Genomic DNA, 13,357 nt, shown 5'->3' with positions numbered 1-13,357 from the left:
CTTTTATCAACTGAGTTGCTTTAAATAAAATCGACTGTAAGGGTCTTCTTGATAGTGTGCGAAAGGCTCACACTCAACAAAACCAAACCGCTCATACAACGCGACTGCAGCCAAAAATGCCTCGTGAGATCCGGTTTCTAAATACACTTTTTTATAATTACGTTTATGCGCCTCGCTAATAATTTGTTCCAGTAATCGTGCTGCAACCCCCTTCCTTAAATGAGCGCTATCGACCTTCATCGATTTAACCTCGCCTTCACTTTCTGAAAGTTCATATAACGCGCCACAACCAACCACTTTATTATTTATTCGAGCCGACCAAAAAGTCAGCCCTGGTTGTTTTAATTGTTCGACATCCAGTGCATGAATGCTTTCAGCAGGTGAGTATTGATGCATATCTTGAAGATGCTTTTCGAGTAAGTCAGCGATTCCTGAGTCACTAAGTGTGTCGAGTTCAATCTTCATTTTACAACCCAGCCATAATTTCATTACAAAATGACAATGACCTGCCATTGGCACTATGGAAATCCGCCTTTGGAACTATTTGATCGACCACCGGAACACCATACTGACTTGGTTATTAATCCATTTTTGTTATTACACCATTTTTAGGTAGTCCACCTTGTTCGAATCGTTTTGGGTTTTAGTGTTAGCTGTTTCTATTGCAGGCCTTGTTCGCGGCTACGCGGGGTTTGGCTTTGCTGCGATTGCCGTGGTGGGGCTAAATTTTACATTAGCGCCACAACTGAGCATTCCCGTTGTCTTAGCATTGGATGTGCTATGCAGTGCAGGCCTGTGGCGACAAGCTCGGCAACAGGCTGATATTGCCACCTTTAAACTGTTAACGACTGGAGCCGTGCTCGGCATTCCCTTTGGTTTACTGCTGTTGCTATTGATCGATGCACAGCTGCTTAAACTCATTATTTGCATCATCATTCTGGTTCTCGCCATTGCGCTGTTGTTCGATGCCAAGCCTCGCAACGCTGATAAATTGCGAGTCAAACTTGGCTTTGGCATGGCCAGCGGTATGGGCACCGCTGGTGCTTCTGTCGGTGGGCCGATGATTGTTTGCTATATGTTAGCCAGCCCACTAACGGCCAGCGCTCAGCGGGCCACGATGATTTTATTCTTTATCGTCAGCGAAGGCGTTTCAATATCCGTGCAGCTTGCCAGCGGATTGGCCAGCTACGAATTTTTTATCTACACCATCAGCCTACTACTGCCAACGCTACTGGCGGTACGAGCTGGGCAATGGTTATTCAATAAAAATCCACCTAAATCTTTAAAACATTTTGCTCTACCGATCATGGCACTGGCCGCGATATTAGGCATCAGCGCCTCTGTACAGGCAATTTTTTAGATACGGGTTTGCATTTAAGGTTTCTCATTTAAAGGGAGTAAACACAGATATGACTCACGATACTCATCCCGCACTCATCGGTTCCCTTCGCTCTAGCGCAGCTTCGATTATCAACTTTAGTCCCGGCCCAACTTCGTTACCAAAAGCCGTTGAACAACAGATTGCCGACAGCTTTCAAAACCAGCCCTTAACATCACTGGCGATGTCGCATCGTGCTCCAGAATTTATTGAACTACTAAAAAGCACCATTGCAACCACCCGCGAGGTGATGCAAATCCCTGATGATTACGAGGTGTTATTTACTCACGCAGGCGGTCACGGTCAGTTTGCAGCGGTACCACTTAATCTATGCAAAGAAACAACCGACAAGGCCTGTTACGTTATCAACGGCACCTGGTCTGCTCGCGGCGCCGAAGAAGCCAGTCGTTATTGCCAAGTACAAACCATTGATGCAAAAGATCCAGCAACTGGGCATTACACCCGCTTTCCTGAATTGACTGAAAATAACATCGATGCCGATGCTAAATATATTTATCTTTGCTCCAACGAAACGGTCAATGGCATTGAGTTGCATCGTTTACCTAAGCGACCAAAATCTCGACAGCACATTCCTTTAGTGGTTGATGCCAGTTCCGACTTTTCAACCAAACCGATTGATTGGCACGGCGATGGCGTCGGTGTTCTCTTTGCTTGCGCATCAAAAAATATCGGCCACCCAGGCGTTACCATGACCATTGTGCGTAAGGATTTATTGGGTAAGGATAAGGCTTCACCACTTTGTCCTGGCGTGTTTAATTACACCACCTTTAGCGAAGCAGAAAACCTATGGAATACACCGGCCACTTTTAATATTGAAGTGGTTGGCATGGTTATGAATTGGCTAAAACAGCAAGGCGGCATTGAACAATGCGAGCAACGCTCTATCGCTAAAGCTAAAGCAATTTACGACACCATCGATCAGTCCAATGGCTTTTATGGCACTCCAATCAAAGATAAAGCGATTCGCAGCCGAATGAACGTACCATTCAATGTGAAAAATGGCGATGACGCGATCACCGAAAAATTCCTGATCGAAGCTTGGGAACTCGGCATGGTCGGTTTAAGAACCTTAACACCTTTTGGTGTGGGCGATTATCTACGCGCCAGTATTTATAACGGTATTACCCTAACCGATGTTGAAACTTTAGTTTCATTCATGAAGCGCTTTGCACAAGAAAACAGCTAAACTAACTTAGGTTGATAATTAAAGATTGAAGTTGAAAGTTGAAAGTTGAAAGTTGAAAGTTGAAAACTGAGACATGAATAAATTAAGAAAGTCAGCCAGATACAAAAAAGCCTCACAGATGTGAGGCTTTTTTATTGCGATCAAAATAGAAATTAATTCTGACCTTTCCAAGGAATGAATTTGCTTTCCAGATAACGCATCAACATATCAAAGCCAAAAGCAATGATACCAATAATTAAAATACCGGCAATCACCACATCGGTGACCAAAAATTCTGAGGCGTTCAATACCATAAAGCCAATACCTCGTTCTGCTGCAACCATTTCTGCGGCAACCAGCGTGGTCCAACCAAAACCAATCGCAATACGCATACCAGTCATAATGTCTGGCATCGCACCGCGAGTAATGATCTGGCTAATTACTTGCCAGCGGTTAGCGCCCATTGAATAGGCCACTTGGATTTGCTCGATGCGTACAGAGCCAACACCTGCCCGCGTACTTAAAACTATCGGCGCGAGCATGGCTAAATAGATCAGCATGATCTTACTGCTTTCGTCGATACCCATCCAAATAATCACCAACGGTAAATAGGCCAGCGGTGGTAGTGGGCGATAAAATTCGATAATTGGATCAAAAATGCCACGGAAAATTCGGCTGCAACCAATGGCAATACCTAGCGGTATTCCCGTAATACAGGCTAAGAAAAACGAGCCAAATATACGACTAAAACTGGCACCCATATGCTGAGCCAAGGTCGCACCGGCAAAGCCATCACGGTAGACATCACCCAACCGCGCAATAACATCGATAGGGGAAGGTAAAAATAGCGGTTTGATTAAACCTGCCTCGGTGACGCCTGTCCAAATTAACAACAGAACAACCACTGTTGTAATTGAAATATACAGACTGTTGCCAGCACCTGGTTCACCATAATAACTGCCAGTCGGTGCAGCTTTCTGTTTTGCTAAGCGGTGCATCAGCTTTGCAAAAAAGCTCGGCGCTTTAGGTTGATTCGTTTCTTTATCGATTGAGTTGGTCATACATTCGACTCCGCCTGTTCTTCATCACCATGAATGATTTCTAGTACCTTTTCTTTCATCGCAATAAATTCTGGATTCGACTTCACTTGGCGAGCATCGCGCGATTCTAAAAACTGACGGTTAAAGTCGAGTTCAAATTCGTGGGTAATTCGCCCTGGGCGTGGAGACATAACAATAAGACGCGTTGCCAACAACAAGGCTTCATCAACGCTGTGAGTGATAAAGAACATCATCTTATTGGTTTCGTTCCAAACATCGAGCAACAGCTCTTGTAACGATTCTCGAGTGAGCGCGTCGAGTGCGCCGAGCGGTTCATCCAGCAATAACATTTGCGGGTCGTTCGTCAATGCACGAGCAATCCCGACACGTTGCTGCATTCCGCCTGAAAGCTGGTAGGTTTTATGATTATGAAAATCTTCTAAACCAACCAACTTAAGATATTCTGCTGCTCGTGTTCGGCGAGTGGCCTTATCAACACCTTGCAGCTTTAAACCAAATTCTGTGTTTTCAATAACATTCAACCAAGGCAGCAAAGCATGCTTTTGGAAAACTACTCCTCGGTCTTTGCCTGGGCCTGTCACTTCATCGCCAATATCGAAGCCTACGGTCACTCGTGGATAACCTTCAACCGTGCTGTCACCCAGCGTTAAATAACCATCAGTTGGCGAAATAAAACCTGCAATCAGGTTTAACAGTGTTGTCTTCCCGCAGCCCGATGCACCTAACGCCACAACCAAGTCACCCTGATTAATGGTTAGATTAACATCAGATAAGGCGGTGACTGGGTCACCGCCTTGTGCTGCAGGATAGACAACCGATACATCTTTAATTTGGAGTCTATTCATATCAGTGCCTGCTTAACTATTTAGGAATGATTAAAGCTTCGATGCGGCTTCAGCATAAGAAGGATTAACAAATTCACTGTAGTCTGGCATTAACTTATTGATCTTCTTCTGCGCTAACAAAAATTCAGAAGTAAATATTAAGGCTTTTGTTGCTGCACCTTCTTCACCACATCCTAACCACTCACAAGAAAGCTGACGCTCCATGCTTGGGAAGTCGTAAAGCGCTAATACACCAGGAACGGTATTGACATCACCGCCGGTAATTTTAGCAATCGACATGGCAATTGGAGAGCTAGCATCAAAGCTTGCTTTATTGTCGCGATATTGTGCGTCCAAATCGGCCATCACTTTAATCACTTTAGCGACAAACTCAGGCTCTTCTGCGCCGAATTTTTTGTTCACAACAAAGCCATCAAATGTTGGCTTGCCCAGTGCGGCCAAATCTTTAGATGAAACCAACACGTGACCGGTTTTCTTCAACGTACCCAACGCTGGATCCCAAATGAACGCGCCATCGATATCACCACGCTGCCACGCTGCAGAAATCGCACTTGGCTGCATGTTAATCAACTTAACGTCTTTCTCGGTTAGGCCATAGGTTTCTAACGCAAATAACATATGGAAATGCGTTGTTGAAACGAACGGTACTGCAATACGCTTACCTTTTAGGTCTGCAGGCGTTTTAATATCTTCCGTTACAACCAAGGCTTCCGCTTCGGCAATGTTTTCTAAAATCCAAACCAGTTCCATTTCCACACCGCGGCTTACTGCTGCTGCGATAGGAGAAGAACCAGCTGATGTCATATCAACGGCACCAGAGGCCATTGCAGTGATCGCTTTTGCGCCCGAATCGAAACGGCGCCATTTAATTTCGTAACCAGTTTCTTCTTCAAGAATTTTTTCAGCAATCGCGTGTTTCCATGGGTTAAACATGCCTTGATAACCAATGGTCACTTCTTTAGCAAAAGCAGTTGTGCATGAGGCAATTAGAGCGGCTGCCACAATACCGCGTTTAAGAGTTGGTAGCTTTTTCATGTTTATTCCTATGTCGTCGTTGTGTCTTTTTTAAACTATCGATCTAACGCACAACCCTATAGGGCCAATTTCGTGAATTAATGGTCCAGCAAATTAAGTAAAAAATATTGGCTAAAGTCTTGCATCAGTAGGCGGATTTTATAAAACACCCATTGTTGAATGCCTTGGTATAACCCAGCTAAGAGTCCCATCCCGCGGTCGGTTGTCTTTCACGTTTCAGTTCAGAGGCACTTTTTATGAATAACCTTATCCTAAGCATCGAATTTAAAGCAGGGAAAAGTCGTCAACAGCAGATTCGAGAAAAGCTAGTCGAACTGATATCGCAAGACCAATTTGGCGATAAAGCCTTACCTTCAAGCCGAAAGATGGCACAGCAACTTGGTGTTTCACGCAATACCGTGGTGTTGGTTTATGAAAGCCTAGTTGATGAAGGTTACCTGATCGCCCAAGAGCGCAGCGGCTTTTTTGTTAACCCAGAGATACTAGCGGATCAAAAACCTAAACTGGTGCAGCTGCGCCCCAGTAGCAATGATAACGCACCCAAATGGAGCGAGCGACTCTCGATTGCACCGTCAACTTACAGCACACTCGATAAAGACAAGGCATGGATGAGCTATAAGTACCCTTTCATCTATGGCCAAATCGACAGCAACGACTTCCCTATTTATCAGTGGCGAGAATGCGCGCGCTCAGCACAGAGCCGTAATAGCCTACACGAATGGGTAGAAGATTTTGTCGACGACGACGATCCAGAACTGATTACTCAAATTCGCCAGCAGGTATTACCTAAACGCGGCATCAGCGCACAGGCCGATGAAATTTTGATCACCATGGGCACGCAAAATTCACTCTTTATGCTGGCCTCTCTGCTTTCAAGCAGCAAAACGCTTGTCGGCATCGAAAACCCCTGCTGCCCAGACTTTCACCATATTTTTAACTACGCTGGTGCTCAAACTCGAGCCGTGCCAGTTGACGATCAGGGCATTCAAGTTGGCCAAGCCTTAAGCGGCTGCGACTACGTCTGTGTTACGCCCAGTCATCACTACCCGACGACCATCACCATGAGCATGGAACGCCGCAAAGCGCTACTCACGCAAGCGAGCAAAGAAGACTTCATTATCATCGAAGACGACTACGATAGTGAGGTCAACTATATTGAATCACCGCTGCCAGCACTAAAAAGTTTAGATACGGAGGGTCGTGTCATCTACGCCGCCAGCCTATCGAAATCACTTTCGCCAGGTTTACGCACCGGCTATTTAGTCGGCGACCGAGAATTAATCAAAGAGCTTAGAGCCTTACGCCGATTAAACTACCGCCACCCACCGACCAACAACCAACGTGTTGCTGCACAATTTATTGCGCAAGGGTATCACGACAGCCATATTCGCCGGATGCGCCGAATCTTCAAAGACAAATGGCAACTGATGGAACAAAACTTAAAACTGCATTTAAAAAGTTGCCAAATACACGCAACGCCCGGCAGCTATTGTTTTTGGATTGAGCTACCAAAGCACATAGAAAGTGAAGCACTGGTCATCAAAGCAGCTGAGTTGAGTATTTTGGTAGAGTCTGGCGATAAGCTGTTCGCTAACCAAAATGCGCCAAAGAATTTTATTCGTTTAGGCTTTACCGCCATCCAACAGGAAAAAATTGAACCTGGGATCGCCAAGCTAGGTCAACTCATCGAATCGTTTGCCAACACACTGAGCACACCGAAAAAAGTCGGCTAACCAGCCGACTAGATACTTTCTAAATTGTTTTTACCAACCAGTTATTCATCGGCTTGCCGACACCTACTAATGGATTTACCGAACAGCTAATTGGTTTGAGCTTTTTTAATCGCAATCCCTAAGTGGGTATTTGCAAAACCACTGGCGTACTTTAAGCCATAGCCTAGGGTTCTATCTAAGCCGATGTGAGCCAGCCATATCAGCGAAAGCCACTCTAAAAGAGAAATATTCAAGATCAAAGCGGCAATAAAACAGAGCATCGGCAAAACATAGCTATGCACGATGTTGTAACAAATAGCGCCGACTCGATTATTGATTAGGTATCCGAGCATCGATAAATCCGGCACTAGAATTAATGCAAAGTACCAGCCCCAGCTGCCGTCTGTATGAGCATACATAAGGGTGGCTAATACAAACGCTGCAAGAGCCTCCACTCTCAATACTGTTGTTAACTTATCTGTTGTTAACTTATCTGTTGTTAACTTATCTGTTGCTAACCTATCTGTTATAACACCGCCCTCTAAAGCCTTATCTTGCATATGCTGACTCATCATCGAATTATTCCTATTCGCTACTCGGCTTAAACTGCCATCACTAAACTGTTTACTGCTAGAACCAGCATCATTACTGGCCTTCTCTGTCGGTTAGAAACAGTATGCGGCTTCAATTAACAAATAAAATCATTCTATTTTTAACTTTAGTTAAAGTTTAATTGTGCAAAAATCTAGACCAGTGCCATTATTAGACTTAATAGCAGGCTTACCCTTAGCAGCTGCCAACCATAAACCGCAGCCTACACAAATAGCACAGGCTGCATAAACAACAGTACTAACTCCTAGGAAGAGCGATGCGACAACTCAATAGTCTTGCCACCTTTATCCAAGTAGCAAAAGATGAAAGCGTCACCAAAGCAGCAGCTCGGTTACACCTGACACAGCAAGCGGTTTCGCAACAGATAAAAAAATTGGAAGAAGAGCTGGGTGTAAAATTATTTAACCGAGCGCATCGAAAAATCTATCTCACGCCCGAAGGCGAGCAATTGCTAAAACATGCCAGTGGTTATCTGGCCGCATTAGAAAGTGAAATGCTCAACCTAAAAAACGACAGCCAAGCACTCACCGGCCATATCTCAATCAGCTGCACCTTAGAACTGGCGACGTTGGTTTTAGCGCCGGTGATCGAACAATTTAAACAGCAGCAACCACAGGTTACGTTGCAGATCGACTTACAGAGCGACGCCACCAGCGTAGACAATGTTAAACAGGGAAAGACCGACATTGGCATCGTCGTATTTTCATCGGGAGAAAAACTTATCGATATAAGCCCACTACGCAAAGAAGCATTTATTACTGTAGCCAGCGCACAATATTTAAAACACCACGGACCTATTGAAAAATTTGAACAGATACTTATGCGAGACATTATTGACTACCAGATGGATTGCCCATCGATGAGAACCTGGCTTGCAAAAAACAACAAAGCCTTGGTGAAAAAACTCGAATTAAAAACAGCCGCCATTGCCGCCAACGATGATCGATTAATTAAAGACTTTGTCATGCAAGGCTTAGGCGTCGCCAACTTACCCAGATTACTGGTTGCCAACGAACTTAAAGAAAAGCAATTAATTGAAATTCTACCGAACGCCAAATCAATCAGTGCGGGCATCGATATTATCACCATGAAAGATCGAATCTTACCCGCACAGGTTGCCGCGTTTTTGAAGGTCTTAAAATCACCCTTATCGAATTAAGGGATGGTTAGTTTTCTTGATGACTCTAAAGCTGCCATATTTTTTGGCCATCAATCCACGTTGATTGCACAAAATAATTTTCATCCAAGGCTACTAGACTTGCTTGATAACCCACTTGAATTCTGCCAAGCCTATCATCTAGCTGTAAAAATTCTGCTGGCCTTAATGATGCCATCTGCAACGCCTCGCTCGGAGTAACACCTATCAATGAAATAGCATTGCGTACAGCGGTTGCCATATCCAAGTCGGAACCCGCTAACGTTCCATCTGCGGTTGTCACTTTACCCTTATGGCGAAATACTTTTTTACCTAAAAATTCCAACTCATCAAGGTCGGAACCTAAACAGTGAATCGCATCAGTAACCAATAATATTCGATCTGTACCTTTAGCCTTTACTGCTATGGCCATAGATGCTGGGTGAATGTGGTGGCCATCCGCTATGAGACTACACCAGGTCTGATCTGCCGAATTTAACCCCGCACCGACAACGCCAGGTTCTCGGCTAGTAAGCGGCGACATCGCATTGAATAGATGAGTAAAACCGCGAGCGCCCTGTTCAACGGCGGTCATCGCTTCTTCATAACCTGCCGCCGAATGGCCGATACAAACAATCACTTGCTGATTCACTAACCACTCGATAAAACCTTCAGGGACCTGTTCAGGAGCCAACGTCACCATTACCTTGGCATTGGTAGCAATATCTAATAGAGGTTCAAACTTTTCTAGCATCGGCTTGCGCAACTGATGCTCATTATGTACACCCTTGCGCTCAGGGCTAAGATAAGGGCCTTCATAATGGACCCCTAAAATTCCAGGAGTGTTCTGCTCCAAGGCTTTTTTTACCGTTTGATGCGCTAATGCCATAACTTGGTAATTATCAGAAATAAGCGTAGGAACCATTGCAACAGTGCCGTACTTGGCGTGTACCTGAACCATCGTCTTTAATGACTCAATGCTTGGAGTATCATTAAATAAAACACCACCACCGCCATTGATATGGACATCGATATAGCCGGGAGCTAAGCACTCTACTGGCTCAATTTCCTGCTGAGCTGCCGTTGTAAAGTCTTCTACGGAAGCAATAACGCCATCTTTAATTGTTACATAGCGTCCATCTAACCACTGCTCACCATCAAATAATTTTTTCGCGTATATGACATTCATACAGTGCTTCTCCCTATTTTTGTTTGCGCCATAAAAATTGCGCCACTCATAGCATCACCAATAGGTTCACAAAGATAACGGCCATACTTTGTAGGTAAATATTTTTTAATGGCTTCTGAAACACCACCAGCCAATACAATTTTCTCAGTGCCTTTTTCAACTAGGCTATCAAGATATCGGCACACCCAACCGACCTGCTGTTCAATTATTTTCAATGCGACGGTATCTTTTTGTTGTGCAAACTCAAACACTTTAGGCGCGAATGCAGCAAACTCTTTAGGCAACGGAGTCTGATTTTGAAAAGCAACATAGGTTTCTGGTGAGAGTGAAAACTCAGCATTAATGCTGTCAGTTAATGGCGAGGGTTGAACAATGCCATCCAATGCGGCTAACGAATATTCTAGGGCGGTTAAGCCTATGCGTGCACCGCTTCCTTGATCTGAAAGCGGAAAACCCCAACCACCAATTATATCGAAGACTTTATTTTTGTAATTCACACCGCAGCTGCCCGTCCCTAATATCAACAGACCGCCATCGTCACCGTTAAATGCACCCAAGCAAGCAGCATGCGCATCGGTCAGCAGATATCGCTGACCAAAGGGAGAAACCTGAGACAGCACTAAATCTTGCTCAAAGGTTTGGTTTGCACCCGCGAGACCGAGCCCCAATGTGATAGTCGGGTAATGCTCGGCATTAATGCTTGCCTGTTGGCAAGCCTCGAGACAAGCATTAGTAATATTCTGCCAAGCAGACTCAATCCCAATACGAGGGTTTCCAGAGCCACCTACAGCTTCACCTAAAATTTCTTGGTTTTGGTTAACTAACCGTGCACGGCAAAAGGTACCACCACCATCGACACCTAAAAACAGGGCTGTCATATAAAAGATCCTTGCTGAAGTGACTGACGCTCTTTTTCACACCATAAATAATAGTCTTTTAACGCCAACTCACTGGCTGCAGCTTCATCAAGAACAACCGTGGTAGCCGCATGCTGCTGAAGAATAGAACCAGGCCACATAGAGCTGATAGGGCCTTCAATCATATGCTTCACCGCTTTCGCTTTTTGCTCACCTGTTGCCATCAATAAAATGGATCGGCTTTCTAATATGGTAGCAATACCCATGGTCATCGCTAATTTAGGTTGAAATTCATCCGCTTCAAAAAAGCGCTGATTGGCCTCTACCGTAGACTGGGATAATGTTTTGATGCGCGTACGAGAGGCAAAACTGGATGTCGGTTCGTTAAAACCTATATGTCCATTAATACCAACGCCCAAAATCTGCAGGTCGATCCCTCCTGCGACTTTGATGTTATTTTCATACAGCTGAGCACTGAGCGCTAACTCCTTGGCATCCAAGCCATCGGCCAGTGGGACGTGGGTATTCGCCATATTTATATCAATATGGTCGAATAAGTGAGCATTCATAAAATAGCGATAACTTTGCTGATGGCGGCCATCTATTCCAATGTATTCATCAAGGTTAAAACTTTTTACATGCTCAAAAGACACCAACTCTGCCTGATAACGAGTGACTAACACCTTATAAAGCTCAACCGGTGTCGAGCCAGTGGCTAAGCCAAGAACCGGATTTTTATAACCATTGACGACATCAAGTACTCGATCTGCCGCATACTCTGCGACATGACTGGGGGTGGGTAATATGACAATTCGCATATCTATCTCTCTGCAACCATATAACTCCAATATAATACCAATCATGCTACATTTACAAAAAAAATAGTATTTATTTGCTTGATAAAAAAATTGGTGCTAATTTCTAGGAAAAATCAAAACCTAAAAAATACCATTTCTCGAATATGCGCAGTTAATACTTAACCAGACTAATTGGAGATAGACATGATCAATGTACGTTCCATTGCATCCATATCGAAACAAGCCTCGATGACTGCCGTTCTGCTAGCAAGCATCGTATCTGCTCAAGCTGCAACAACCATCAGCATTGAGAGCTGGCGAAGCGATGATGCCAACATCTGGAATGACGTCATTATTCCAGCATTTAAAAAAAGCCACCCTGATAGCAACGTTAACTTCGCACCAACGCCACCGACTCAATACAATTCTGCACTACAAGCAAAACTCCAAGCTGGCACCGCTGGCGACCTTATTACATGCCGCCCTTTTGATACTTCGCTAGCCCTCTATGAGGACGGTTACTTAGAAGACATCAGTGATTTAGAAGGCTTAAAAGAATTTTCTGATGTTGCAAAAAGTGCATGGGTGACAGACGACGGTAGCGTTCAGTTTTGTATGCCAATGGCATCGGTCATTCATGGTTTTATTTACAACAAAGAAATATTTGAAGAGCTGGGTGTTCAACCACCTAAAACTGAAGCCGAGTTTTACAGCGTACTAGAAACCGTAAAATCGAAGTCACGTTACACGCCGCTCGCTATGGGTACTGCCGACCAGTGGGAAGCCGCAACCATGGGCTTCCAAAACATTGGTCCTAACTACTGGATGGGCGAAGAAGGCCGCAAAGCGTTACTCGATGGCAGTGCGAAGCTAACCGACGATGCTTACATTAAAACTTGGGCAGAACTTGCAAAGTGGAAACCTTACTTAGGCCGAGGCTTCGAAGCACAGACTTATCCCGACTCACAAAATTTATTCACACTCGGTAGAGCCGCAATTTACCCAGCCGGTTCTTGGGATATTCAAACCTTTAATAGCCAAGCAGACTTTGAATTTGGGGCATTTCCACCTCCGGTAGCAAAAGCTGGCGACCAGTGCTTTATCAGCGACCATACGGATATCGGCATCGCCATTAATGCAAACTCCGAAAATAAAGAAGCCGCGATAGAGTTTATAAACTGGATGGCGACTAAAGAGTTTGCTGAACTATTCGCCAATGCTGTTCCTGGATTCTTCCCATTATCGAATCATGAAATCAGTATTAACGACCCCGTTGCACAAGAATTCATTAGCTGGCGTGGTGAATGTGAATCTACCATTCGTAACTCGTACCAAATTTTATCTCGTGGCACTCCAAACTTAGAGAATCAGCTTTGGAATGTCAGCGCACAAGTTATTAATGGAACAATGACACCAGAAGAAGCCGCGAAACAAACACAAGACGGCTTGGAGCAATGGTACGCACCTCAACAATAAGCCACTCAATTAGGTAAGGTTCGTTATGAGCCTTACCTATTTAGACAATGCAAAGGCCGTACAATTGATGAGAA

The 13,357-nt window shown here is 44.5% G+C and carries 13 protein-coding genes; 5 read left to right on the top strand and 8 right to left on the bottom strand.

From position 1 onward, the window contains the following. Positions 1–6: 6 nt before the first annotated feature. Positions 7–465 carry a GNAT family N-acetyltransferase gene (locus FME95_RS11580; RefSeq protein ID WP_147714643.1) on the bottom strand — a complete coding sequence of 153 codons (459 nt, stop codon included), beginning with the start codon at positions 463–465 and terminating at the stop codon, positions 7–9. A 157-nt stretch (positions 466–622) separates the two neighbouring features. Between FME95_RS11580 and FME95_RS11575 the strand changes: the two genes are divergently transcribed. Together FME95_RS11575 and serC are read left to right on the top strand one after the other, a co-directional pair. After that, positions 623–1,360 (top strand): sulfite exporter TauE/SafE family protein, encoded by a 738-nt coding sequence (locus FME95_RS11575; RefSeq protein WP_147714642.1) that lies wholly within the window; start codon positions 623–625, stop codon positions 1,358–1,360. Positions 1,361–1,409: 49 nt separating this feature from the next. Then, positions 1,410–2,585 carry a 3-phosphoserine/phosphohydroxythreonine transaminase gene (serC, locus tag FME95_RS11570; RefSeq protein ID WP_147714641.1) on the top strand — a complete coding sequence of 392 codons (1,176 nt, stop codon included), beginning with the start codon at positions 1,410–1,412 and terminating at the stop codon, positions 2,583–2,585. Positions 2,586–2,737: 152 nt separating this feature from the next. Here the strand turns inward: serC and FME95_RS11565 are convergent, their stop codons facing one another. The 3 genes from FME95_RS11565 to tauA are packed head-to-tail and all read right to left on the bottom strand — an operon-like array spanning position 2,738 to position 5,505. After that, the gene (locus tag FME95_RS11565) at positions 2,738–3,625 is read right to left on the bottom strand and encodes an ABC transporter permease subunit (protein WP_187265517.1); all 888 of its coding nucleotides are present in this window, start codon (positions 3,623–3,625) and stop codon (positions 2,738–2,740) included. Then, complete coding sequence (locus FME95_RS11560) at positions 3,622–4,470, bottom strand: taurine ABC transporter ATP-binding protein (RefSeq protein WP_147714640.1); 849 nt, start codon at positions 4,468–4,470, stop codon at positions 3,622–3,624. The genes FME95_RS11565 and FME95_RS11560 overlap by 4 nt, the downstream gene beginning before the upstream one ends. 30 nt (positions 4,471–4,500) lie before the next feature. Beyond that, positions 4,501–5,505, bottom strand: a complete 1,005-nt coding sequence (gene tauA / locus FME95_RS11555) for a taurine ABC transporter substrate-binding protein (RefSeq protein WP_147714639.1) — start codon at positions 5,503–5,505, stop codon at positions 4,501–4,503. Between the two features lie 236 nt (positions 5,506–5,741). On the opposite strand from tauA, the gene pdxR reads away from it, so the two are divergent. Beyond that, a complete protein-coding gene (gene pdxR, locus FME95_RS11550) occupies positions 5,742–7,238 on the top strand; it encodes a MocR-like pyridoxine biosynthesis transcription factor PdxR (protein WP_147714638.1) in 1,497 nt (498 codons plus the stop codon). 86 nt (positions 7,239–7,324) lie between these two features. On the opposite strand, the gene FME95_RS11545 is transcribed toward pdxR, so the two are convergent. After that, positions 7,325–7,792, bottom strand: coding sequence for a DUF4260 domain-containing protein (locus FME95_RS11545; RefSeq protein WP_222709979.1), 468 nt, complete (start codon positions 7,790–7,792; stop codon positions 7,325–7,327). A gap of 293 nt (positions 7,793–8,085) precedes the next feature. On the opposite strand from FME95_RS11545, the gene FME95_RS11540 reads away from it, so the two are divergent. After that, positions 8,086–8,988 carry a LysR family transcriptional regulator gene (locus FME95_RS11540; protein ID WP_147714637.1) on the top strand — a complete coding sequence of 301 codons (903 nt, stop codon included), beginning with the start codon at positions 8,086–8,088 and terminating at the stop codon, positions 8,986–8,988. Positions 8,989–9,013: 25 nt separating this feature from the next. On the opposite strand, the gene nagA is transcribed toward FME95_RS11540, so the two are convergent. From nagA to nagB, 3 genes are read right to left on the bottom strand one after another with little or no spacing between them, the layout of a single operon-like run. Beyond that, positions 9,014–10,153, bottom strand: a complete 1,140-nt coding sequence (gene nagA / locus FME95_RS11535; protein WP_147714636.1) for an N-acetylglucosamine-6-phosphate deacetylase — start codon at positions 10,151–10,153, stop codon at positions 9,014–9,016. Then, a complete protein-coding gene (locus tag FME95_RS11530; RefSeq protein WP_147714635.1) occupies positions 10,150–11,031 on the bottom strand; it encodes a glucosamine kinase nucleotide-binding domain-containing protein in 882 nt (293 codons plus the stop codon). Before FME95_RS11530 ends, nagA begins: the two co-directional genes overlap by 4 nt. After that, positions 11,028–11,828: a glucosamine-6-phosphate deaminase gene (gene nagB, locus FME95_RS11525; RefSeq protein WP_147714634.1), complete on the bottom strand. Its 801-nt coding sequence runs from the start codon at positions 11,826–11,828 to the stop codon at positions 11,028–11,030. The genes FME95_RS11530 and nagB overlap by 4 nt, the downstream gene beginning before the upstream one ends. A 183-nt stretch (positions 11,829–12,011) precedes the next feature. On the opposite strand from nagB, the gene FME95_RS11520 reads away from it, so the two are divergent. After that, complete coding sequence (locus FME95_RS11520; protein WP_147714633.1) at positions 12,012–13,283, top strand: ABC transporter substrate-binding protein; 1,272 nt, start codon at positions 12,012–12,014, stop codon at positions 13,281–13,283. Positions 13,284–13,357 lie beyond the last annotated feature (74 nt).

It is taken from the genome of Reinekea thalattae, from assembly GCF_008041945.1.
In the GTDB taxonomy this organism is placed as follows: Bacteria; Pseudomonadota; Gammaproteobacteria; order Pseudomonadales; family Natronospirillaceae; genus Reinekea; species Reinekea thalattae.
The sequence above is the reverse complement of the archived record's forward strand: the minus strand, read 5'-3'. Positions and strand labels throughout refer to the sequence as shown.

What these genes read in the sequence shown, in the direction of transcription:
- FME95_RS11580 (WP_147714643.1), bottom strand. Translation starts at nt 465, where the DNA reads ATGAAGATTGAACTCGACACACTTAGTGACTCAGGAATCGCTGACTTA.
- serC (WP_147714641.1), top strand. Translation starts at nt 1,410, where the DNA reads ATGACTCACGATACTCATCCCGCACTCATCGGTTCCCTTCGCTCTAGC.
- FME95_RS11565 (WP_187265517.1), bottom strand. Translation starts at nt 3,625, where the DNA reads ATGACCAACTCAATCGATAAAGAAACGAATCAACCTAAAGCGCCGAGC.
- FME95_RS11560 (WP_147714640.1), bottom strand. Translation starts at nt 4,470, where the DNA reads ATGAATAGACTCCAAATTAAAGATGTATCGGTTGTCTATCCTGCAGCA.
- tauA (WP_147714639.1), bottom strand. Translation starts at nt 5,505, where the DNA reads ATGAAAAAGCTACCAACTCTTAAACGCGGTATTGTGGCAGCCGCTCTA.
- pdxR (WP_147714638.1), top strand. Translation starts at nt 5,742, where the DNA reads ATGAATAACCTTATCCTAAGCATCGAATTTAAAGCAGGGAAAAGTCGT.
- FME95_RS11545 (WP_222709979.1), bottom strand. Translation starts at nt 7,792, where the DNA reads ATGATGAGTCAGCATATGCAAGATAAGGCTTTAGAGGGCGGTGTTATA.
- FME95_RS11540 (WP_147714637.1), top strand. Translation starts at nt 8,086, where the DNA reads ATGCGACAACTCAATAGTCTTGCCACCTTTATCCAAGTAGCAAAAGAT.
- nagA (WP_147714636.1), bottom strand. Translation starts at nt 10,153, where the DNA reads ATGAATGTCATATACGCGAAAAAATTATTTGATGGTGAGCAGTGGTTA.
- FME95_RS11530 (WP_147714635.1), bottom strand. Translation starts at nt 11,031, where the DNA reads ATGACAGCCCTGTTTTTAGGTGTCGATGGTGGTGGTACCTTTTGCCGT.
- nagB (WP_147714634.1), bottom strand. Translation starts at nt 11,828, where the DNA reads ATGCGAATTGTCATATTACCCACCCCCAGTCATGTCGCAGAGTATGCG.
- FME95_RS11520 (WP_147714633.1), top strand. Translation starts at nt 12,012, where the DNA reads ATGATCAATGTACGTTCCATTGCATCCATATCGAAACAAGCCTCGATG.